At 52.5% G+C, this 20,800-nt stretch carries 18 protein-coding genes; 6 read left to right on the top strand and 12 right to left on the bottom strand.

Annotated features, from left to right (window positions below):
* Positions 1 to 69 precede the first annotated feature (69 nt).
* The gene (gene icd / locus C8275_RS10475) at positions 70 to 1,260 is read left to right on the top strand and encodes an NADP-dependent isocitrate dehydrogenase (RefSeq protein WP_106485068.1); all 1,191 of its coding nucleotides are present in this window, start codon (positions 70 to 72) and stop codon (positions 1,258 to 1,260) included.
* 115 nt (positions 1,261 to 1,375) lie between these two features.
* Entirely contained in the window at positions 1,376 to 2,719 is a 1,344-nt protein-coding gene (locus tag C8275_RS10470; protein ID WP_106485067.1) for a citrate/2-methylcitrate synthase, read from the top strand.
* Between the two features lie 143 nt (positions 2,720 to 2,862).
* Here the strand turns inward: C8275_RS10470 and C8275_RS10465 are convergent, their stop codons facing one another.
* A complete protein-coding gene (locus C8275_RS10465) occupies positions 2,863 to 4,221 on the bottom strand; it encodes a glycoside hydrolase family 28 protein (protein ID WP_106625805.1) in 1,359 nt (452 codons plus the stop codon).
* Positions 4,222 to 4,440: 219 nt separating this feature from the next.
* Between C8275_RS10465 and C8275_RS10460 the strand changes: the two genes are divergently transcribed.
* Positions 4,441 to 5,634: a uracil-xanthine permease family protein gene (locus C8275_RS10460; RefSeq protein ID WP_106485066.1), complete on the top strand. Its 1,194-nt coding sequence runs from the start codon at positions 4,441 to 4,443 to the stop codon at positions 5,632 to 5,634.
* Positions 5,635 to 6,025: 391 nt separating this feature from the next.
* On the opposite strand, the gene C8275_RS10455 is transcribed toward C8275_RS10460, so the two are convergent.
* The 6 genes from C8275_RS10455 to C8275_RS10430 form a co-directional block, all read right to left on the bottom strand.
* Positions 6,026 to 6,661 (bottom strand): 4'-phosphopantetheinyl transferase superfamily protein, encoded by a 636-nt coding sequence (locus C8275_RS10455; protein WP_106485065.1) that lies wholly within the window; start codon positions 6,659 to 6,661, stop codon positions 6,026 to 6,028.
* 10 nt (positions 6,662 to 6,671) lie between these two features.
* Positions 6,672 to 8,030: a gliding motility-associated protein GldE gene (gene gldE / locus C8275_RS10450; protein ID WP_369861189.1), complete on the bottom strand. Its 1,359-nt coding sequence runs from the start codon at positions 8,028 to 8,030 to the stop codon at positions 6,672 to 6,674.
* 27 nt (positions 8,031 to 8,057) lie between these two features.
* Positions 8,058 to 8,489, bottom strand: coding sequence for a single-stranded DNA-binding protein (locus tag C8275_RS10445; protein ID WP_022385761.1), 432 nt, complete (start codon positions 8,487 to 8,489; stop codon positions 8,058 to 8,060).
* An 88-nt stretch (positions 8,490 to 8,577) separates the two neighbouring features.
* Positions 8,578 to 9,759 carry an MFS transporter gene (locus C8275_RS10440; protein WP_022385760.1) on the bottom strand — a complete coding sequence of 394 codons (1,182 nt, stop codon included), beginning with the start codon at positions 9,757 to 9,759 and terminating at the stop codon, positions 8,578 to 8,580.
* Positions 9,746 to 10,567, bottom strand: coding sequence for a 3-methyl-2-oxobutanoate hydroxymethyltransferase (gene panB / locus C8275_RS10435; protein WP_106485063.1), 822 nt, complete (start codon positions 10,565 to 10,567; stop codon positions 9,746 to 9,748). Before panB ends, C8275_RS10440 begins: the two co-directional genes overlap by 14 nt.
* Before the next feature lie 77 nt (positions 10,568 to 10,644).
* A complete protein-coding gene (locus tag C8275_RS10430; protein ID WP_106485062.1) occupies positions 10,645 to 11,295 on the bottom strand; it encodes an HAD family phosphatase in 651 nt (216 codons plus the stop codon).
* A 181-nt stretch (positions 11,296 to 11,476) separates the two neighbouring features.
* On the opposite strand from C8275_RS10430, the gene C8275_RS10425 reads away from it, so the two are divergent.
* Positions 11,477 to 13,135: an AMP-binding protein gene (locus C8275_RS10425; protein WP_106485061.1), complete on the top strand. Its 1,659-nt coding sequence runs from the start codon at positions 11,477 to 11,479 to the stop codon at positions 13,133 to 13,135.
* A 161-nt stretch (positions 13,136 to 13,296) separates the two neighbouring features.
* Here C8275_RS10425 and C8275_RS10420 read toward each other — a convergent pair whose 3' ends face one another.
* The gene (locus C8275_RS10420) at positions 13,297 to 14,259 is read right to left on the bottom strand and encodes an NAD-dependent epimerase/dehydratase family protein (RefSeq protein WP_022385756.1); all 963 of its coding nucleotides are present in this window, start codon (positions 14,257 to 14,259) and stop codon (positions 13,297 to 13,299) included.
* Positions 14,260 to 14,405: 146 nt separating this feature from the next.
* Between C8275_RS10420 and kbl the strand changes: the two genes are divergently transcribed.
* Entirely contained in the window at positions 14,406 to 15,596 is a 1,191-nt protein-coding gene (gene kbl / locus C8275_RS10415) for a glycine C-acetyltransferase (protein WP_022385755.1), read from the top strand.
* Positions 15,597 to 15,739: 143 nt separating this feature from the next.
* Here kbl and C8275_RS10410 read toward each other — a convergent pair whose 3' ends face one another.
* The 4 genes from C8275_RS10410 to C8275_RS10395 form a co-directional block, all read right to left on the bottom strand.
* A complete protein-coding gene (locus C8275_RS10410; protein WP_106485060.1) occupies positions 15,740 to 16,786 on the bottom strand; it encodes a DUF3810 domain-containing protein in 1,047 nt (348 codons plus the stop codon).
* The gene (locus C8275_RS10405) at positions 16,779 to 17,489 is read right to left on the bottom strand and encodes a murein L,D-transpeptidase catalytic domain family protein (RefSeq protein WP_106485059.1); all 711 of its coding nucleotides are present in this window, start codon (positions 17,487 to 17,489) and stop codon (positions 16,779 to 16,781) included. The genes C8275_RS10410 and C8275_RS10405 overlap by 8 nt, the downstream gene beginning before the upstream one ends.
* 87 nt (positions 17,490 to 17,576) lie before the next feature.
* The gene (locus C8275_RS10400) at positions 17,577 to 18,596 is read right to left on the bottom strand and encodes a L,D-transpeptidase (protein WP_106485058.1); all 1,020 of its coding nucleotides are present in this window, start codon (positions 18,594 to 18,596) and stop codon (positions 17,577 to 17,579) included.
* A 37-nt stretch (positions 18,597 to 18,633) separates the two neighbouring features.
* Entirely contained in the window at positions 18,634 to 18,936 is a 303-nt protein-coding gene (locus C8275_RS10395; protein WP_022385751.1) for a GNAT family N-acetyltransferase, read from the bottom strand.
* Positions 18,937 to 19,119: 183 nt separating this feature from the next.
* On the opposite strand from C8275_RS10395, the gene C8275_RS10390 reads away from it, so the two are divergent.
* Entirely contained in the window at positions 19,120 to 20,751 is a 1,632-nt protein-coding gene (locus C8275_RS10390) for an RluA family pseudouridine synthase (RefSeq protein WP_106485057.1), read from the top strand.
* Positions 20,752 to 20,800: the final 49 nt, after the last annotated feature.

Here is a 20,800-nt window from a genome sequence, read left to right as displayed (position 1 = left end):
AATGAAAGTAGCACCCATCATGGTGTGAGTATTTACGATACATATATAATAAGGAGAAGAAGACAGAAAATGAGTAAGATTACCAAATCAGCAGACGGGACACTTCATGTGCCCGATTGCCCTACCATTCCTTATATTACCGGAGATGGTGTAGGAGCAGAGATAACGCCGGCAATGCAGCTTATTGTCGATGCCGCAGTGAAAAAGGCTTATGAGGGACGTCGGTCCATCGAGTGGATAGAGGTCCTGGCAGGAGAGAAGGCCTACAATGCGACCGGTTCGTGGCTTCCTGATGAGACGATGGAAGCTTTCAAGACGTATTTGGTGGGAATTAAAGGTCCTTTGACTACTCCTGTAGGAGGAGGCATACGTTCGCTGAATGTCGCACTCAGACAGACACTCGATTTGTATGTTTGTTTGCGTCCGGTGCGCTGGTACCGGGGCGTGGTGTCTCCGGTTAAGGAGCCGCAGAAGGTCGACATGCATATCTTCCGTGAAAATACGGAAGACATTTATGCCGGGATTGAGTGGGAGGCAGGTACTCCTGAAGCGAAGAAATTTTACGATTTCATTCATAATGAGATGGGCGTTACGAAGGTACGCTTTCCCGAGACCTCATCGTTCGGTGTGAAGCCGGTTTCGAAAGAGGGAACGGAGCGACTTGTTCGTGCTGCATGCCGTTATGCTCTGGAACACGGATTGCCTTCGGTAACTCTCGTTCATAAGGGAAATATCATGAAGTTTACCGAAGGGTGTTTCCGCAAATGGGGGTATGAGTTGGCTGAACGTGAGTTTGGCGACGCTCTGGCTGACGGACGCCTGGTAATGAAGGACTGCATCGCTGATGCCTTCTTGCAGAATACATTGCTGAAGCCCACGGAATATTCGGTAGTGGCAACGCTGAACCTCAATGGTGACTATATCTCCGACCAGCTGGCTGCCATGGTGGGAGGTATTGGCATCGCACCGGGAGCAAATATCAATTACAACTCCGGACATGCCATCTTTGAGGCAACACACGGAACGGCACCTGCTCTTGCCGGACAAGATGCCGTCAATCCTTGTTCGCTGGTCCTCTCGGCTGTGATGATGCTTGAATACATGGGCTGGAAGGAGCCTGCCGCACTGATTACCCGGGCATTGGAAGACAGCTTCTCGCAAGGTCGTGCAACACGCGATCTGGCACGTTTCATGGACGGTGGCGTAGCACTCCCGACCTCGGTATTTGCCCAAGAGATAGTAAAACGTATTGTTGACTAAAGGATGAAAGCGTCAGCCGACAGGTGGTCAGGCAGGTCTCTGACTGTTGCGGTGGCTGCTTGTCGCTGGTGACTTCGTCCGCTAAAAGAATCTAACCCATAAAAAATCCAGAGAGATGAAGAAAGAATATTTAGTTTACAAGCTTTCGGAGGATGTGAAAGACTGTACCCGTATCGATACGGAGCTGTTCTCCAAATATGACGTGAAGCGTGGCTTACGCAACGAAGACGGTACCGGCGTGCTGGTTGGTCTGACGAAGATAGGTAATGTGGTCGGATACGAACGTATTCCCGGCGGAGGACTTAAGCCCATTCCCGGTAAGCTCTATTATCGGGGCTATGATTTGGAAGACATCGCCGGAAACATCCTGAAGGAGAAACGGTTCGGCTTTGAGGAAGTGGCTTACCTGATGCTCTCGGGCAAACTTCCCGATAAGGAAGAGTTGGCTAACTTCAAGGAGTTGATCAATGAGAATATGCCGCTCGAACAGAAGACAAAGATGAATATCATCGAATTGGAAGGGACGAACATCATGAACATCCTTGCACGGAGTGTGCTGGAGATGTACCGATTTGACCCCAAGGCTGATGATACCTCACGCGACAACCTCGTCCGTCAGAGCATCGAACTGATATCGAAGTTCCCCACCATCATTGCGTATGCCTACAACATGTTACGCCATGCGACCTTCGGGCGTTCACTCCATATCCGCCATCCGCAAGAGAACCTTTCGATTGCCGAGAACTTCCTTTATATGCTGAAGCACCGCTATACCGAGCTTGATGCACGGATGCTGGACCTTCTGCTTGTGCTCCAGGCAGAGCACGGTGGTGGTAATAACTCTACTTTCACCGTACGTGTCACCTCATCCACAGGAACAGATACCTATTCGGCAATTGCTGCGGGTATCGGTTCGCTCAAGGGCCCTCTTCACGGAGGTGCGAACCTGCAGGCGGCAGCCATGTTTGACCACCTGAAAGAGGCTATTCATGACTGGACCAATGCCGATGAAATCGACACTTACTTTACTCGCATGCTGAATAAGGAGGTTTATGACAAGAAGGGGTTGATTTATGGTATCGGTCATGCCGTATATACCATCTCCGACCCGCGTGCACTCCTTCTGAAGGACCTGGCACATGCCTTGGCAAAGGAAAAGGGCAGGGAAGAAGAGTTTGCTTTCCTGGAGCTGCTTGAGGAACGCGCGATTGACACCTTCTATCGTGTGAAGAACAACGGCAAGACGGTCAGCAGCAACATTGACTTCTTCTCCGGATTCATCTATGAGCTTATTGGACTTCCTCGCGAGATCTACACGCCTCTGTTCGCGATGGCCCGTATCGTGGGATGGTGTGCACACCGCAATGAGGAACTGAACTTCGAAGGCAAACGTATCATCCGTCCGGCATACAAGAATGTGCTTGATACGGTTGAGTATGTTCCTTTGGCTCAACGGTAAGTGTAACGACCGGAGAACTGTTTCGATATAGTTTCTAAAGTACAGGGTTCTTGAGTTTGTACAGGCAGGTTGGGAAATCTGGGATGACCAGATTGCAGGATAGCCCCTTCTGGCCTGCCTGACATACTCAAGAACCCCTCATTTTATTTGGCCATGGACGGCACGCCAACCGTTCCACCCAGGTGGCAATTATCCACCTTGACACCGATGGTGTTGGAGAAACTCAATGCGGTCTTTACTTCCCCGATGTTCACCCGGTTGAAAGTCACGTCGGTGATAGGCTTTGCTTCCGTGCCCTGAAGCACCAGTCCTGCGGCGCGGACCTTGCGGCAACGCAGGTTGTCGACATGGATGCCCGATACCTCCGTGAAGTGTACGTTGTCCAGTCCCTCTCCTCCATACATGGAAGTCACATAGAACAAGTCTTCCACTTCATCAAACTCACAGTTGTTCACATAAATGTCGCGGATGAAGCCTCCACGGTCAGGATTCGTCTTGATGTAGATGCCTCGTTTGCAATAGCCTGCATATGTGCAGTCTTCTATGAAGATACGTTGTACGCCTGCCGACATCTCGCTGCCCAGGACTACGCCGTGCAGTCCCTTGAACTTGCAGTGGCGGATGATGATGTTCTCTGAGGGAGTGGCTGTTGCCCAGCCGTCGTTGTCTCGTCCGCATTTGATGGCTACATTGTCGTCGCCATTATTGAATTCGATGTCCTCGATCAGGACATTGCGTGTATATTCAGGGTCAATGCCGTCATTGTTAACCAGCTTGGCATCATAGCGCAAGCCGCGGCAGATGACATTCTCTGATTTCAGCAGGTGAATGCACCAGAAAGGCGCATTCGTGATGAATACCCCCGAGAGGGTGATGTTCCGGCAGTTGAAGAACTGGATGAGTTGCGGACGCAGCCAGTAGCCTTCGCCGAAGTTGCGCTCGGCAACGGGAACCTCTTGATGGTTCATCTGACGGCTGAGCTGCTGCCCTTCACGTTGCTTGCTGCGCCAGGTGGCAAACGTGCTTCCGGCATTGCCGTCAATGGTTCCCCGCCCTGTGATGGCGACATTCTCCAGTCCATAGCCGTAGATGAACGGACTGTAGTTCTGTACGAACGTTCCTTCCCAACTGGTCTTTACCAGCGGCAGATAACTCGACGGTTCGGGCGAGAACTTCAGTGTGGCACCTTCCTGAAGCTCCAGGTTGACATTGCTCACAAAATGGATAGGTCCTTCCAGCCAATAGGTACCTGCCGGTACGACAATACGGGCTCCACCCACCTTGGCAGCCCGTTTCATGGCTTTGTCGAAGGCAGGCTTGCAGTCCGTCTTTCCATCCCCTTTGGCGCCGAAAGAAGTGATGGTTAACGTACGTTCAGGAAGGGAAGCCCCGGTGATTTGCGCCAGGATGGCGTCGCGTTGGGCAATACGTAGAGAATCATTGGCTGCCGATGCGGCGAGAGACAGCAGAAACAGTCCGCCCAGCAACAGCCAGTTACGCATGTGTTTGTTGGTCATAGTACTTTGTTTTTAGTTGTATAACTTAGGATTGAAGTCTCCAAAGATAGTAAACTTGAAGGATTCATCCCCCCTTTCAAGTCGCCTTTTATCCGTCTTTTTGTCCGGATGCGGAGAGTTGCCTCTGTCGTCTCAAAATAGCCAACAGGTGATGCCCGATTGTCGATTAGAAAACTTACCTTTGCAACTGTTAAACCAAACCTCATGAAAACAGAAACAAACCAGCTCACCACTCTCCGCAAAGGCATCGTCGGCGTTCAGTTCCTCTTCGTTGCCTTCGGTTCTACGGTGCTTGTTCCCTTGCTTGTAGGGCTTGACCCTTCGACGGCTCTTTTTACGGCAGGCATCGGTACTCTTATTTTTCATCTTGTCAGCAAAGGCAAAGTTCCTATCTTTCTCGGTAGCAGCTTTGCCTTTATTGCACCTATTGTCAAAGCTACCGAGCTTTATGGACTTTCCGGGACGTTGTTTGGACTCACGGGCGTGGGTCTCGTCTATTTCCTGATGAGTGCGCTTGTCCGTTGGCAGGGCATTGCCGTCATCAACCGTCTCTTTCCTCCGGTAGTCATTGGTCCCGTCATCATCCTCATCGGTATTTCGTTGGCAGGTACCGGGGTTCAGATGGCGGAAGCCGACTGGCCCCTTGCCCTCATCTCACTGGCTGTAGCCGTGCTCGTGTCGGTCAAGGGGCGTGGGTTGCTTCGTCTGATTCCCATTTTCTGCGGAATTGTTGCCGGTTACCTGGTTGCCCTTGCTACCGGGGACGTGGACCTGACCGGTGTGCGCGAGGCAGCCTGGATTGGTCTTCCCCGTTTTGTACATCCGACGGTCTCCTGGGAGGCACTCCTATTCATGCTCCCCGTTGCCATTGCTCCTGTGATTGAGCATATCGGCAATATCTATGTGGTCAATACGGTGGCACAAAAGGACTTTGTCAAGGATCCCGGACTGCACCGGACTCTTCTCGGCGATGGCCTTGCCTGTTTTGCCGCGGGCATCCTGGGCGGTCCTCCCGTTACCACGTATGCCGAGGTTACAGGTGCCATGTCGATTACCAAGGTCACCCATCCGCAGGTCATCCGTATCGCTGCCGTTGCCGGCATCGTCTTTTCGCTTGTCGGAAAAGTGAGTGCTCTGCTAAAGTCGATTCCCGGTCCTGTCCTGGGAGGCATCATGCTCTTGCTTTTCGGAACCATTGCCACGGCGGGGGTTGCCAATATCCAGCAACATAAGGTTGACTTGTCCAATACGCGTAACATTGTTATTTTCTCCCTTACGCTGACCGTTGGAATTGGAGGAGCGACTTTCACCTGGGGTGAATTCTCGCTATCCGGTATCGGCCTGGCGGCGATCGTCGGCGTCATCCTCAATTTCATCCTGCCCAAGAGCAAAGATTAAGGTAACCATCCGGTGAGGTGTTCCTCTTATCCGGCTATCACATGTATTCCCTGTCGGTCATTCACTGCCTGAAGTCTTTTCCTGATATGAGACTGAACTTCAGACGGTGAATGACCGATTCGTTTACAGATGCTGAAAAGTGATTCATAATCAGTTGTTTCCTCCTGCCTGTATCCTGAAATGGCAGTCCCAATCGGAAGTCCATATTCTGGGACTGCGAGTTCCAGGCTTTGGGACTGCGAGTTCCAGGCTTTGGGACTGTGAGTTCCAGGCTTTGGGACTGTGAGTTCCACGGCGTGGAACTGTGATTCCCACGGCGTGGAACTGTGATTCCCACGGCGTGGGACTACGATTCCCACGGCGTGGAACTGAAAGCTTGGACTTCGTTTCGTTAGAATGGCTGGCGCATGGCTCGTGTCAGTACAAAGTCTGTGTCCAAAAGGTAATCAATGGTAAAGCGCTCCCGGCTGTCGCGAAGGTCTTCTCCCGTCAGCTGACCTTGGGAAGCAAGGATGAAAGGATGGATACGGAGGTGGTGGAGGAAGTCTGTGTCTTCTTGCCGGCGAAGGAGCTTGTACAGAGTCTCCTTGCTGCTCCAATGTAGTACGGCTGCCGTCAGTGGGTCGCCTTCGGCATGTTCGTCCGGATGCATGAATCTGGTACTCAGGCGGAGGGCTTTGGGAGAAAGGCGTTCGATGTCGATGCTCACGTCGTGATGCGGATGCCAGCATAGCGCGACGTAGCCGTCGGTGTGGGAGATGCTGATGGAGTAAGTGCCGTCCGTCAGATAAGGTCTGCCGTCGGGAGTGTAAGCCACCGGGTGTTCTGTCTTCCAGCAGTTGAACATCAACGTGCGGACGGCGAGGCGCTCTAACTTACGCTTGGGGTGAGCTTGAAACAGTGACAGTTCCTGCAGGTAGGCTCCTTCCGCCGGTAACAGGGAGCGTAGTGTCGCTTCCGTTTCCGTTACCTTCCAGACGGCCCATCCGCCGTCGTCAGTCAGGGGTGCTGAACGATAGAGAGGCATGGGGAGCGAATCAGGAATGAGCTGTTTCCTCGTCTTTACCCGGAAGAGGGGACAAGGTGACTTTTACTTTCAGGATGCGCCGTTCATCCATTTCCAGGATTTCGAAGGTGAAGTTGCGGTACGTCAGTTTCTCGTGCCGTTTGGGGAACTCGCCCTTCAGTTCCAGCAGAAGCCCGGCCAAGGTATCGGCTTCTCCGACCACATCTTCAAAGCTGTCTTCATCGGTCCCGACAATCTTGTAGAAGTCGGACAGGAGCGTCTTGCCTTCAAAGATGTAGGTCGAGTCGTTGAACTTGATGTAGGTGCGTTCGTCTTCATCGTATTCGTCGTTGATTTCGCCCACGATTTCCTCGATGATGTCTTCCATGGTGACCAGTCCCGATGTTCCTCCGAACTCGTCGACGACGATGGCCATGTGCACCTTGTTCTGCTGGAACTCGCGCAGCAGGTCGTCGAGCATCTTGGTTTCAGGAACAAAGTAAGGAGGACGTATCAGTGACTGCCAACGGAAGGTGTTCCCCTTGTCCAGGTGCGGCAGCAGGTCCTTGATATAGAGGATGCCTTTGATGTTGTCGCGTGACCGTTGGTAGATGGGGATGCGCGAATAGGCATTGTCGATGATGCAGCGGATTACTTCCGGGAAGGGAGTCTGTATGTCCAGGCCGACGATGTCGGGACGGGGTGTCATGACTTCCTTGGCGGTCTCTCCTCCAAAGCGGATGATGCCTTGCAGCATGCTTTGTTCGTCGGATATGTCGTTCTTGTCCGTCAGCTCCAGTGCCTGCGAGAGTTCATCGACCGAGATGTTGTAGTTCTCCTTGACCACTACCTGGTTGACCGTCCGATGGGCACGTATCAACACTCCGGAGACGGGGCGGAAGAGGCGTCGGAAGAAGGTGAGGAAGGGGGAGGCCGTACGACAGACGGGCAAGGCATGCCGGGCGGCATAGGTCTTGGGCATGATTTCCCCGAACAGGAGAATCAGAACCGCCAGGATAAGGGTATTGAAGAAGAGGGTGAGAGCGGCCGGCACGCCGTAATCGAGCGACTGCATGAGCACATGGTTGCCCAGGATGATGAAGGCGACGTTGATGAAGTTGTCGGCAATGAGCAGGGTGGCGGGCAGGCGTTCCGAATCCTTCAACAGGGAGTGGATGCGCCGGTAGGCGGCTGATTCCCCCTGTTCAATCCGGTTGCGTTCGCCCGGTGTGAGCGAGAAGAAGGCTGTTTCAGAGGCTGACACCATGCCCGAAGCCATGAGCAGGAGCAGGGTCAGCAGAAGGATGAACCACGTCCCCACATCGGGCATGGTTACTGTCACTTGGTTGGCAATGTCTGTCCAAAAGCGCGAATACGAATCTGAGTCCAAAACTGATGAATTAGTGAAACAATAGGGTTAGAAGGGCAAGCCGTCGTTGCTGTCAGTAGCCTCCGAAGCCGTTGCCGTGTTCGGTTCAGCGGACGCCGTCGCCGTGTTGGCAGGAGCGGCAGGGCGCGGCGAGGAGCACATCTCCATCACGTCGGCATAAATCTCGACGACGGAGCGGCGGATTCCGTTATGGTCGTCATACGTGCGGGGACGGAGTTTCCCTTCGATGTAGAGCTTGTCGCCTTTATGCACATATTTCTCGGCCACTTGTGCCAATCCTCTCCACAAGATGATGTTGTGCCAGTCGGTGCGGTCCGGGACTTTTGTCCCGTTGGGCAGTGTATACCCCCGTTCCGTGGTGGCAAGCGGAAAAGTTGCTACAGCGACACCACCGTCCAGGTATCTCACTTCCGGGTCTTTCCCGACGTTTCCTAACAATATGACTTTATTTACTGACATGTTTATAGGGTATTTAAAGTATGTCCGCCAAAGTTAACGCATTTTGTGGAAGGGGACAAACAAATGGTGTGAATATGTCATGACGTCCTCACCGCACTTTGTGTGCCATGAACCAGCGGTGGGTGAGCAGCAGGTAGAACACGAGTGCTCCGGCAAGTATCCACAGGCATACCCAGTAGCTTTCCAAAGGATCGGGGAAGACCGTGTATCCCAGGAATAGTCCCAGTCCGATACCCAGTTCCCAGGCAAACATGTACGAGGTGTTGGCAGAGCCGCGCTCACAGTGATGGGACAGCTTGATGAAGAACACCAGCAGACGGGCTACGGTCAGTCCGATACCCATGCCTATCAGAATGGAGGAGGCATAGAAGGCGGGAGTCCCTTCGCGGAATATCAGGAGCAGCAGTCCGGCAGCCCACAGGATGTTCCCACTGACGATTTCCGAGCGGATGTCGGCATTGAGGAACACAAAATGCAGGGCGAGCAGTGCCAGGCAGAAGCCGACCATGATGAAGACGTAGAACTCGTAACGGTGGATGGTCCCGAGCAATATGCCGGTGACGGCAGCGACCGGGATGGTCTGCAGGAACATCAGCCATCCATTGGGCAGCCAGAAGCGGTCGAGGGAGAACTTCGGGGGACACAAGGGAGCCCGGAAGGGAACCTTCAGACAAAGGACGCACAGGCAGGCTAACATGCCGATGACGAAGGAAGCGATAAAGACGTTGTGGAATCCGAACAGGTATTGTACGAGCAAGCCCATCAGCGGCCCGACGGACAGTCCCAGGCGTCCGAACCAGGCAAATGCATTGTTCACATCCGTGCGGTGGGGAGAGGTCGTCAGGTCGATGGCAAGTGTGCTGCCCGACGCCATGAGTGCCACGCCTTGCAGCATGCCCTGTACGACACGCAATGCGACGACCCAGCCCAAAACGGGAACCCAATAGAAACCCAGGGAGCAGGCTGCTACACCCAGGAGTCCCCAGGCGCAGACGCTTTTCCGGGGGAAACGGTCAACCAGGTAGTTGAAGAATGGGCCCAGCATGAAGGCGACCAGGCCGGAAAGGGCGAGGATGCCGCCTATCTCAAACGAATTGGCACCATACCTCACCACCAGCCATACGGGGAGGGTCGGGATGAGCATATAGAGCGAGGTGGACAAGAGCAGGTGCGACAGGCAAATCAGCCAGATGTTGTTTGTCCAGAGTCTTGTCCGCTGCGGTCGTTGCGAACCGGTCACAGGTGTTTCCATGTGCTTAATAGTGTTCATTCTCGTTAGGGAAATCTCCGTCTTTCACGTCGCGGATGTATTGTCCGACGGCATCTGTCATGACCGTATGAAGGTCGGCATAGCGCCGGAGGAATTTCGGATGGAAGCCGTTGTTCATGCCCAGCATGTCGGTGACCACGAGCACCTGACCGTCCACATCGCTTCCGGCACCGATACCGATGACCGGGATGTGCAGTTCGGCAGTGACACGTGCCGCCAGCGTTGCCGGAATCTTCTCCAGAACGAGTGCAAAGCAACCGGCTTCTTCCAGCAGGTGCGCATCGTGGAGCAACTTCTGGGCTTCGGCATCCTCTTTGGCACGTACGCCGTACGTCCCGTATTTGTTGATGGATTGCGGCATGAGTCCCAAGTGTCCCATGACCGGTACTCCAGCATTGATTATCTTGCGTATGACATCGATGAACTCTTCCCCGCCTTCCAGCTTAAGGGCATCGGCTCCGGTTTCCTTCATCATGCGGACGGCCGTTGCCACACCGTCGTAAGGAGCAGCCTGGTAAGAGCCGAAAGGCATGTCGATGACCACGAGTGCACGCCGGGTGCCCCGCACCACGGAACGTCCGTAGACAATCATTTCATCGACGGTGATGGGGAGGGTTGTGGCGTTGCCTGCCATGACATTGGAGGCAGAATCGCCTACGAGGATGACATCCATACCGGCCCCGTCGACGATGGAGGCGGTAGTGAAGTCGTAGGAAGTCAACATGGAGATTTTCTCACCATTCTCTTTCATTTCCAGCAACCGGTGAGTAGTCACTTTCTTCGTATCATTGCAAATATAGCCTGACATGATTTTTTTTTAGTCGTTTTGTTAGATAAATGTGCAAGAGCTTCTTGTAAAGCGGATGCAAAGTTATACTTTTTGTGTCATTGCCGTATGAGTGCGTGCATCTTTTCAACGCTGAAGCCTGTGAAGTCGGGGATGACCACGTCTGCCAGGTCGCGGATGGCGGCTTCGGGATTGGTGGTAGACAGGCCGATGACGGTCATTCCGGCACGTCTGCCTGCCAGCAGTCCGTTGAACGAGTCTTCGAAAACGAAGCAACGTTCAGGCACAGTGCCGAACACGCGGGCTCCGAGCAGGTAACAGTCCGGGTCGGGCTTGGAATGTTGGAAATCTTCTGCGGTAAAGATGCGGTCAAACAAGGACGTGAATTCCGGATGGGCGCGGTAGACATTCTCCATTTTTTTCGTATTCGAACTGGTCACCACCGCCGTGCGGATATTCTGTATACGCAGGGCACGGATGAAATCTGTTGCTCCCGGGATATAGGTGTAGTCCATTCGGGTTTCAAACTGATTGAGCTCCTCCTGAATACGCTCGGGGATGCCCGGCTGGTCGGCAAAGAACTCCAGGATTTGGGTGAGGGTCATGCCTTTGATGCGCTGTTCAAAGTGCGGCATGTCCGGACGGTAGGCTTCTCCCTGCCTGCGCCAGAAGAGGGTATATTGCGATTCTGTATCCACAATGACGCCGTCCAAATCGAAAAGGGCAGCGATAGGTTGATTATTATCCATAAAAAACAAGTCTTTTTCCGCGTGCAAAGTTCGAAAGAGCATGGGGATTGGCGAAGACTTCCTTGTTAAAAGAATGTAAACTTCTATTGACTAATCCTTCACTCCGCGACTATTTTTCTATGTTTGTGCACATTTTGGTAAGAAATGCGCATTCTTACCGTTAAATAGTAAGCTTAGGACAATGGACAACAGTTTTATCGCACTTATTGAAGAGAGCATTAAGAAGAATTGGGAATTGGATGCGCTCACCGATTTCAAGGGGGCCACATTACGCTATAAGGACGTAGCACGTAAGATAGCCAAGATGCATATTATATTGGAGGATGGAGGAATCCGTCCGGGTGACAAGGTTGCCATTTGCGGGCGTAACAGTGCCCATTGGGTGGTCGCTTTCCTGGGAGTAATCACTTATGGTGCGGTGGCAGTCCCCATTTTGCATGAGTTCAAGCCGGACAACGTACATCATATCGTCAACCACTCTGAAGCACGCCTGCTCTTTGTCGGCGACCAGGTGTGGGAGAACCTGAACGAGGCATTCATGCCGGGACTGGAAGCGATTGCCTCCTTGCCTGATTTTTCGTTGTTGGTGTCACGTTCGGAACAGATTTCGGCAGCGCATGCACATCGCAACGAGCGTTTCGGACATCATTACCCCTGTAGTTTCCGTGCGGAGCAGGTAGCCTATCGGCGGGAAGAGCCTGAGGAACTTGCCATCATCAACTATACTTCGGGAACGACGGGTTACTCCAAGGGAGTCATGTTGCCTTACCGCAGCATCCTCTCCAATGTGATGCTTTGCCGGGAACGGATTGCCCTCCGTCCGGGTGACAGCATCGTGTCCATGTTGCCCCTGGGACATGTGTTCGGTATGGTCTTCGACTTTTTGTTCGGCGTCTGTCAGGGTGCCCATCTGTGGTTCCTGACCCGTATGCCTTCGCCGAAAGTCATCGCTGAGTCGTTTGCAGAGATACGTCCCCGGGTCATTTCGAGCGTACCGCTGGTTGTAGAGAAGATTTTCAAGAAGAATATCCTGCCGCGTGTCGATACCAAGCTGGGACGTTTCCTGCTGAAGGTGCCCATTATCAATGACAAGATAAAGATGAAGGCACGCGAGGAGGCGATGCAGACGTTCGGTGGAAATTTCATTGAAATCATCATCGGGGGTGCTCCCTTCAATGCCGAGGTGGAAGCCTTCCTGCGCCTGATAGACTTCCCCTATACCATTGCATACGGCATGACGGAATGCGGTCCGATCATCTGCCATAATTTTTGGACGAATCTGAAGTATATGTCCTGTGGTCAGGTTGTGCCGCGCATGGAGCTTAAGATTGATTCGCCTTCCCCGCATACGGTTCCCGGTGAGCTTGTCTGTCGGGGAGCCAATGTGATGCTGGGTTATTATAAGAATGAGGAGGCAACTCATCAGATTATTGACAAGGACGGTTGGCTCCATACCGGCGATATGGCCATCATGGACGAGGAAGGTCATGTGTTCATCAAGGGACGGTGCAAGAATATGTTGTTGACAGCTTCGGGACAGAACATTTATCCGGAAGAGATAGAGTCCAAGCTGAACAATATGCTTTATGTTTCGGAGAGCATTGTCATCCTGAATCACGACCGTCTGGTGGCATTGGTATATCCCGATTGGTCGGAGTTGGGTGAGGCAAGCCGTTCTCCGGCACGAATTGAGGAGCTGATGGAGAAGAACCGTCAGGAACTGAATGCCCAGTTGCCCGGCTATGCTCAAATCTCGCGCATCAAGTTATGGCCCGAGGAGTTTGAGAAGACCGCCAAGAAGAGCATCAAGCGTTACCTCTATCAGGATGTACGGCTCTGACAACTCTCTCAAGAGCCTGTCCCGTACCTTTCCATGATTTACGGAAGCTGAAGACCGGTGTGGTCCCATGCAGCCATAAAGAAGAGGCGGATTTTATTCATCAGAAGATTGAATGAATAAAATCCGTCTCCGGCTTGATGCAATAGGTATTGTGCTACCGTTTATTGTTGCTTACCAAAACGGGCGCTGAGCTTGTCCAGCATGTCGCGGGTCATGGCATCCAGGTCATATTCGGGTTTCCAACCCCATTCCTCCCGGGCGCAAGTGTCGTCGAGGGAGTTCGGCCATGACTCGGCAATGCTCTGACGGAGCGGGTCAACCTGATATTCCATTTGGAAGTCAGGACGATATTCCTTGATTTTGTGGTAAATGATTTCCGGGTCAAAGCTCATGGACGCGATGTTGAAAGAGTTGCGGTGGATGAACTTGGACGGGTCGGCTTCCATGATTTCAATGGCGGCACGCAGGGCGTCGGGCATATACATCATGTCCATGAAAGTGCCGGCGGCGATGGGGCAGAGGAATTTCTCACCCTTGGCTGCCGCATAGTAGATGTCTACGGCATAGTCTGTAGTGCCTCCTCCCGGGGGAGTCACGTAAGAGATCAGACCGGGGAAGCGTACCGAGCGGGTGTCTACGCCGAAATGACGGAAATAGTAGTCGCTCAGCATCTCTCCTGTAACTTTAGTCACACCATACATGGTCCGTGGATTGCGGATGGTGTCTTGCGGTGTTTTGTCTTTCGGAGTTTCAGGACCGAATGAACCGATGGAGCTGGGAGTAAAGACGGCACATCTCTTTTCGCGTGCCACTTCCAGCGTGTTGAAGAGTCCACCTACGCCAATCTTCCATGCCAGTTGCGGCTTGGCTTCAGCCACGGCAGACAACAGGGCGGCTAGGTTGTAAATAGTGTCAATCTGGTATTTCTCGACGGCATCGGCAATCTGTTGGGGATTGGTGATGTCTACAAGGGCAGAAGGTCCGCTCTCCTTCAGCTCGCCTTTGGGTTCAGCTCCCGGGATGTAACCGGCTACGATATTACCATTGGTATAGATGCTCCTGAGCTTCATGGTCAGCTCTGAGCCTATCTGACCGGTAGAACCGATAATCAATACGTTTTTCATATCACCTGTTGATGTTTTTAAGTTACTTTTGGAAACAAAGGTAAGGCAATATTTGTATATGGCGTGAAAAAAAGTGGAGGTTTTTTAGTGAAAGTTCGAAAAAAAAGTAGAACTTTGTCAGTATCAACATAAACAAGTAAAAGACTATGTACGGTAAAATGAAAGAATTCCTGACTCAGGAATTGGACAGCATCCGCGAAGCCGGATTGTATAAGAATGAACGTGTGATTACGACTCCCCAACGTGCCGACATAAAAGTCAATGCCGGAACTGATGTATTGAATTTCTGTGCAAACAACTATCTTGGCCTCTCAGACAACAAGCGCCTCATCGAGGCAGCCAAGCGTGCAATGGACACCCATGGATATGGTATGTCTTCGGTCCGTTTCATCTGTGGAACGCAAGATTTGCACAAACAATTGGAGGCTGCTATTTCCGATTATTTCAAAACGGAAGATACCATTCTCTATGCTGCCTGCTTTGATGCGAACGGTGGATTGTTTGAACCGCTCTTTACCGAAGAGGATGCCATCATCTCTGATGCACTCAATCATGCTTCCATCATTGACGGTGTACGACTCTGCAAGGCCAAACGTTATCGCTATGCCAATGCGGACATGGCAGACCTGGAGCGCTGCCTTCAGGAGGCACAGGCCCAACGTCACCGCATCATTGCGACCGATGGTGTCTTCTCAATGGACGGCAATGTAGCCCCGATGGACAAGATTTGCGAGTTGGCTGAAAAGTATGATGCGCTGGTCATGGTGGACGAATCGCATTCCGCCGGTGTCGTAGGTCCGACGGGACACGGTGTGGCAGAGCAGTTTGGTGTCTACGGCCGTGTGGATATCTTTACCGGAACTTTGGGCAAAGCCTTTGGTGGTGCCATGGGTGGATTCACGACAGGCCGGAAGGAAATCATCGACATGTTGCGCCAGCGTTCACGTCCTTATCTGTTCTCCAACTCGGTGGCTCCTGCCATCGTGGGCGCCAGCCTGGAGATGTTCAAGATGTTGAAGGAAAGCAATGCTTTGCATGACAAGCTGGTGGAGAACGTAACGTATTTCCGTGACAAGATGCTGGCTGCCGGATTTGATATCAAGCCGACTCAGTCTGCCATCTGCGCAGTGATGCTGTATGATGCCAAGTTGTCACAGGACTTTGCCGCACGCATGCAGGAAGAGGGCATTTATGTGACAGGCTTCTATTATCCTGTTGTTCCGAAGGGACAGGCACGTATCCGAGTACAGTTGTCTGCCGGTCATGAGCGTGCACACCTTGATAAGGCAGTTGCTGCTTTCATTAAGGTTGGCAAGGAATTGGGAGTTATCAAGTAATACGACGCTATCTGAATAGAATGACGAGGGACATGGCAAACACATTGCTGTGTCCCTCGATTTATTTCTGTCTAGTCGGGCATAGTGATGCGCAAAGATATGTTCTTTGTCCTATGGAAGAAAGCATTAGCCGTGATTTTCGTTCATACTCCGGCAGACATCACCATTTGGATGACCTCTGCATAGTTCTTCTTTCCGGTCGACACCCGATTCCCTTTGAGAAAGAGATCATACACTTTATCTTGGATTGCGCCGATGAAGGGACTGTAGCGCTCTTTCCAATAGTCGCTGCGTTGCCCCATCTCGCGGACAACCTCTTGCCGTATGGTGAGTGCCCAAAGACGATAATCTTCAGCAGGTAAGGTGGCACGGGCATTTATGATGACATAGGGTAGCAGTCCGATGTAGCCACTGTAGCGGATGGCAGGATTGTCTGTATGTATGCAGGTGCGGAAAGCCCAATAGTTGGCTTCGGCCTCACTGCTGATGCCTAACAGGTGAGACAGTTCATGGGCATAGGTGAAGGGGTATTGCGACGGGAGAAGGTCCTCGTTGAGCTGCATTTCGGAAAAGAAAGGCCCCATGAATCCCAGTACGCCGACACCGGAATAGAGCCTGTTGAAACAGAGTCGTTTGGGTATTTGCCATTCCTGTGGAGCCTGTAAACCGTAGTGCGTGGGCAGTGACCGATATTGGGCCTGGATGAGTCGTTGTGTGGATATCGGATTGAGGCTGTCTATGCGGATGTAGCTGGCGTTGAGGCTGTCGGTATACGTTTGCAGGAACGAGCGGAAGGCTTGTTCCTCGTAGTTGGCTGGTTCTACGTGGAGGCGTTCATAGAAGGAGGCACGGAAGTAGTTTGCTCCCCAGCCGATGTAGAACCATACGTAGAGCCAGGCAGCCGTTTCCAGCAGCCGGATGAGGATGAAGCGCACCTTCCGTCTCCGTCGGCGTGCCAGCAAGACACCGATGATGCTGCCGATGAGTACCCCGACAGCCAAAAGCTCTTCAAGTGAAAAAGGCACGATGGAGGCAATCCGGGATAATGTGAGTGAAACAACCGGATAAATATGGATGGCATACCATTCGCCTGTTGCCGCATGAAACCGGCAAGTGAAGATAAACGCAAGTAACAGGAATAGGATGCTCCACCTGATGACGTCGTGTAAGCAGGGATGGGGCTTACGCATGAGGACGAGGGGTTAGGATGCTGCTTTGTGCCAGATACTCAGGGATTGGAGCATAAATATAGAGTACACTGCCGCCCTTGATGGCGTCGATGATGGGACGCGACAGAGCCTGTGGAACAGCCGGGCAGCCGAAGCTGCGCCCTAAACGTCCGTTTGCACGGATTACCGACGGATTGGAATAGGCGGCGCCATGCATCACGATGGCACGTTGGCGAGCCCGGTCATTGATGCCTTTCTCCAGTCCGTCGAGGATTAGGGAGTATCCGTTACGTCCCTTGTAGGTCTCTCCGGTCAGGTAAAAGCCCAAGGAGCTCTTCAGAGACCCTTCTTCGTTGGAAAAGGAAGTCGCATAATTGCCACCGCTGTTCTTGCCATGTGACACGACTGTGGCAAAAAGGACTTGTTCGGCTTTCATGTCGATGACAAACAGCCGCTGCTCTGTGGAAGGTTTTGAGAAGTCAATGAGGGTAAGTATATCCTTTCTCCGTTGCTCAATCTTCTTGTATCCCTCCACGGCTTGCCGGAAAGCCCTCCGACTGACCACACTGTCCAGATGGAGCTTCTCATAAAGCATCTCACAGCTGTCTACGGATGCGTCCTCCGTGGGCTGGAGAGCAGGAGCGGGTTCTACGGAAGCACTGCCTGTCAGGACAAACAATGCCGGGATGAAGAGAGAAATGAGGATAAGGATTGTCTTGTGCATGTAGTTCTTGGGCTAAATTCGGCGCAAATATAAATCATTTTCTTTGATAAGAACTCATGCAATACGTTAAAAATGACCTGTGTAACCTCATTCGATGACAATGACAAGCGATTGTCCGACCGGAGCCCATCCGTAGATAAATCCGGCATGGGATGTGGCGCAGCGTACACACATGTGGGAGCGGGGAGTCGTCCCCAGGGAGTAGCTGTATTCAATCTCGCTCGTTCGGGGCACATTGACCGGTACTCCATGGATATAGGCACCGTTGGTGAAACGGCTGGCATAAGGAGCAAAGCCCCCTTTGTCCGGCGACCCGTCTTTGAGATAGACCATCCGGCGTTTTTGTTCCTGCAGCAGATACATGCCCAATGGAGTGGGTTGGGCATAGGGCGGCAATCTTCTGCCGGTTGTACAAGGATTCATGCTGCGCACTTCCCATTGTCCTTCCGCCATGCGTTCCAGGGTGGCTATGTTCTGGTCGCCCCGGTCCACGATGATGACATGATGAAACCGTGTACTGTCGGGCAGTGGCTTCAGATAACGTTCGGGGACAAGCCATTCGCCTTCGATTTCTACGGGACGGATGCGGATGAAGCTTCCCTCTTTTCCACTGTGGTAAGCCAACGTGCCATCTTTCCCGTAGCGTTCAGGCGTCACTGTGTCTTCAGGCAGATAGAGCGGTACTGACTGGTAGCGTTCTACACCGAGTGTATCGGCAACCCTGCCGTATGAATTGCGCCGGTAGTTGCGTACAACCGGAGCTTCCCGGTTACGATTCTTGTAATTCTGCATGACGAGCCACTTTTCAGTTGTATCCCGCTGCATGTTTTCCACGATAGCCAGCTTCTCGCGGATTGTTTCCCATTTAAAGCTCCTTGTCGTGTCTTTGTATGGGTAGGTATCCTCTAGGGTATACTTGTCGTAGAGCAGTTCTTTTTTTACTTCGATATCTCCAGCCGTCAGTAACGGTTTAGGAGCCGGAGGGGGTGCGATTGTGTCCACACGAAGGGTATCCGGCACTACGGGAATCGTGTCGGAAGGAGTGTGTTTGCATCCGGCAAATGCCACATGCAGACAGGCAAGGAGGAAAACAGGGCACAACTTCATAAGGAGAGCAGTTTAGAAATGAATGAAATGATGATTCCTACAGGGCACAGCTGTCTGTACCGCCAAAGTCCTTACTCTCCGTGCCTCCGTATTCCGGATGCCTTTTAAGCCATACGGCAGCATACGAACAGGTAGCTACAGGCTTGAGCCCCTGACTGCGTGCATAGTCGTAAGCGGTACGTACGAGAGCGGAGGCAATGCCCCGTCCTTCGATTTCCATCGGGACGATGGTGTGCCGTATGTCCAAGGCGTCTGCCTCTATGGTATAAGTGACGTAAGCCGTGATTCCGTCCACGACTGTCTGGAAGCGTTTCCGTTCGGGATAATGTTCAATGTTCATTTGAATGTGTTTTAGAAGATTATCCAAATGTATGTATAAACTTTCAGATAGCCTAATATCTCTCCCGGAAATTTCAACTAATTGAGCAAACGCATGTTTCTCTTCCTCCCCGTCATTGCTTATCTTTGCAAGCCCAAACGGTTTCTTCCAATGTAGCGTATATATAATATAAGGTATAGAATCATGCAGTCCCATATACATCATTTTGAGTCAGACGTACAGGCAATCCCTCTTCCAGCACGTTTTACGTATCCCTTCCATTACGTCCCCCATCCGCTATGTGTGCAGGCAGTGAAACAAGTGCAAGCCTACCTTTCCACCCGGGGTGACTGGGCTGAAGAGTTATCGGAAGGGAAAATGTTTGGAGTCCTTGTCGTGAAGGATACGGATGGACAGCTTGGCTTTTTGGCTGCTTTCTCCGGGATTCTTGCCGGAAAGAACATGCACACGTACTTTGTTCCTCCGGTCTATGACTTATTGCGTCCGGATGGATTTTTCCGGGAAGAGGAGAGTCGTATCTCTGCCATCAACCATCGTGTGGAAGCGTTACGGACGAGTGAAGCCTACCGGACAGCACAATGGGCTTTGGATGAGGCTGAACAGCAGTCGAAGTGTGAATTGGAAAAAGAGCGGACCCGGCTGGCAGAGGCAAAGGCCGCCCGCAACCTCCAGCGTAGACAGGGGAGCCTGAGCGAAGCAGAACAGGGCAGGCTGGTACGCGAAAGCCAGCATCAGAAGGCGGAATATAAACGACTTGAACGCCGTTGGATGGAGAAGATAGCCGCCTGCCGACAGGCATTGCAGCAGTATGATGCCCGCTTGGAGGCATGGAGACAGGAGAGGCACCGGCGGTCGGCGGCATTGCAACAGGCTCTGTTCAGTCAGTTCCGTATGTTGAACGCCAGGGGAGAAGCGAAAGATTTATGTACCATTTTCCAGGAAGCCGGACGCTCGGTCCCTCCGGCAGGAGCCGGAGAGTGTGCCGCGCCGAAGCTGTTGCAGTATGCCTACCTCCATCAGCTTCATCCGGTCTGTATGGCTGAGTTCTGGTGGGGAGGTTCTCCAAAGAATGAATTACGACGCCACGGTTATTACTATCCTGCTTGCCGTACCAAGTGTGAGCCCATCCTGAAGCACATGCTGGAGGGGTTGGAGGTCGACCCGAATCCTTTGGCACTTCCGCAATACAGGGAGAACGTCCGTGTCGTGTGGGAAGATGATTATTTGCTGGTCGTCGATAAGCCGGCAGGCATGCTGTCCGTCCCCGGGAAGGATGGGCAACTCTCTGTCTGGGAATGGATGCGCCGTTATTGTCCGCAAGCGACAGGACCGCTGGTCGTGCATCGGCTTGACATGGCGACATCCGGACTGCTTCTGTTGGCGAAGACCAAGGAAGTACATGCAGCCTTGCAGGCTCAGTTTGAGACACGTGCCGTGAAGAAACGGTATGTGGCGTTGCTGGACGGAGAGGTGTCGCCGCAGTCGGGTTTCGTCCGGTTGCCTTTATGTCCCGACCCGGATAATCGTCCGCGTCAGCTGGTAAGTGAGGAATATGGCAAGCCTGCCGTGACCCGCTATGAGGTGATGGAGCAAGATGCGGCAGGACATACCCGGATTGCTCTTTACCCCTTGACCGGGCGGACGCACCAGCTCCGGGTGCATGCTGCCCATCCCCTGGGATTGGATGCTCCCATCGTGGGGGATGCGCTCTACGGACATGCAGCCGACAGACTCTATTTGCATGCCGAGAAACTGGAATTCCGTCATCCGGTTACGGGACATTGGATAAAAGTGGAGCAGGCTGCAATGTTTTAACGACCTTAAACAGTGTTGTATCGAAAGAATCTGCTATATTCGTCGACGT

Origin of the sequence: Bacteroides sp. Marseille-P3684 (genome assembly GCF_900291465.1) — a bacterium.
GTDB lineage: Bacteria > Bacteroidota > Bacteroidia > Bacteroidales > Bacteroidaceae > Phocaeicola_A.
The sequence above is the reverse complement of the archived record's forward strand: the minus strand, read 5'-3'. Positions and strand labels throughout refer to the sequence as shown.

What these genes read in the sequence shown, in the direction of transcription:
- icd (WP_106485068.1), top strand. Translation starts at nt 70, where the DNA reads ATGAGTAAGATTACCAAATCAGCAGACGGGACACTTCATGTGCCCGAT.
- C8275_RS10470 (WP_106485067.1), top strand. Translation starts at nt 1,376, where the DNA reads ATGAAGAAAGAATATTTAGTTTACAAGCTTTCGGAGGATGTGAAAGAC.
- C8275_RS10465 (WP_106625805.1), bottom strand. Translation starts at nt 4,221, where the DNA reads ATGCGTAACTGGCTGTTGCTGGGCGGACTGTTTCTGCTGTCTCTCGCC.
- C8275_RS10460 (WP_106485066.1), top strand. Translation starts at nt 4,441, where the DNA reads ATGAAAACAGAAACAAACCAGCTCACCACTCTCCGCAAAGGCATCGTC.
- C8275_RS10455 (WP_106485065.1), bottom strand. Translation starts at nt 6,661, where the DNA reads ATGCCTCTCTATCGTTCAGCACCCCTGACTGACGACGGCGGATGGGCC.
- C8275_RS10445 (WP_022385761.1), bottom strand. Translation starts at nt 8,489, where the DNA reads ATGTCAGTAAATAAAGTCATATTGTTAGGAAACGTCGGGAAAGACCCG.
- C8275_RS10440 (WP_022385760.1), bottom strand. Translation starts at nt 9,759, where the DNA reads ATGAACACTATTAAGCACATGGAAACACCTGTGACCGGTTCGCAACGA.
- panB (WP_106485063.1), bottom strand. Translation starts at nt 10,567, where the DNA reads ATGTCAGGCTATATTTGCAATGATACGAAGAAAGTGACTACTCACCGG.
- C8275_RS10430 (WP_106485062.1), bottom strand. Translation starts at nt 11,295, where the DNA reads ATGGATAATAATCAACCTATCGCTGCCCTTTTCGATTTGGACGGCGTC.
- C8275_RS10425 (WP_106485061.1), top strand. Translation starts at nt 11,477, where the DNA reads ATGGACAACAGTTTTATCGCACTTATTGAAGAGAGCATTAAGAAGAAT.
- C8275_RS10420 (WP_022385756.1), bottom strand. Translation starts at nt 14,259, where the DNA reads ATGAAAAACGTATTGATTATCGGTTCTACCGGTCAGATAGGCTCAGAG.
- kbl (WP_022385755.1), top strand. Translation starts at nt 14,406, where the DNA reads ATGTACGGTAAAATGAAAGAATTCCTGACTCAGGAATTGGACAGCATC.
- C8275_RS10410 (WP_106485060.1), bottom strand. Translation starts at nt 16,786, where the DNA reads ATGCGTAAGCCCCATCCCTGCTTACACGACGTCATCAGGTGGAGCATC.
- C8275_RS10405 (WP_106485059.1), bottom strand. Translation starts at nt 17,489, where the DNA reads ATGCACAAGACAATCCTTATCCTCATTTCTCTCTTCATCCCGGCATTG.
- C8275_RS10400 (WP_106485058.1), bottom strand. Translation starts at nt 18,596, where the DNA reads ATGAAGTTGTGCCCTGTTTTCCTCCTTGCCTGTCTGCATGTGGCATTT.
- C8275_RS10395 (WP_022385751.1), bottom strand. Translation starts at nt 18,936, where the DNA reads ATGAACATTGAACATTATCCCGAACGGAAACGCTTCCAGACAGTCGTG.
- C8275_RS10390 (WP_106485057.1), top strand. Translation starts at nt 19,120, where the DNA reads ATGCAGTCCCATATACATCATTTTGAGTCAGACGTACAGGCAATCCCT.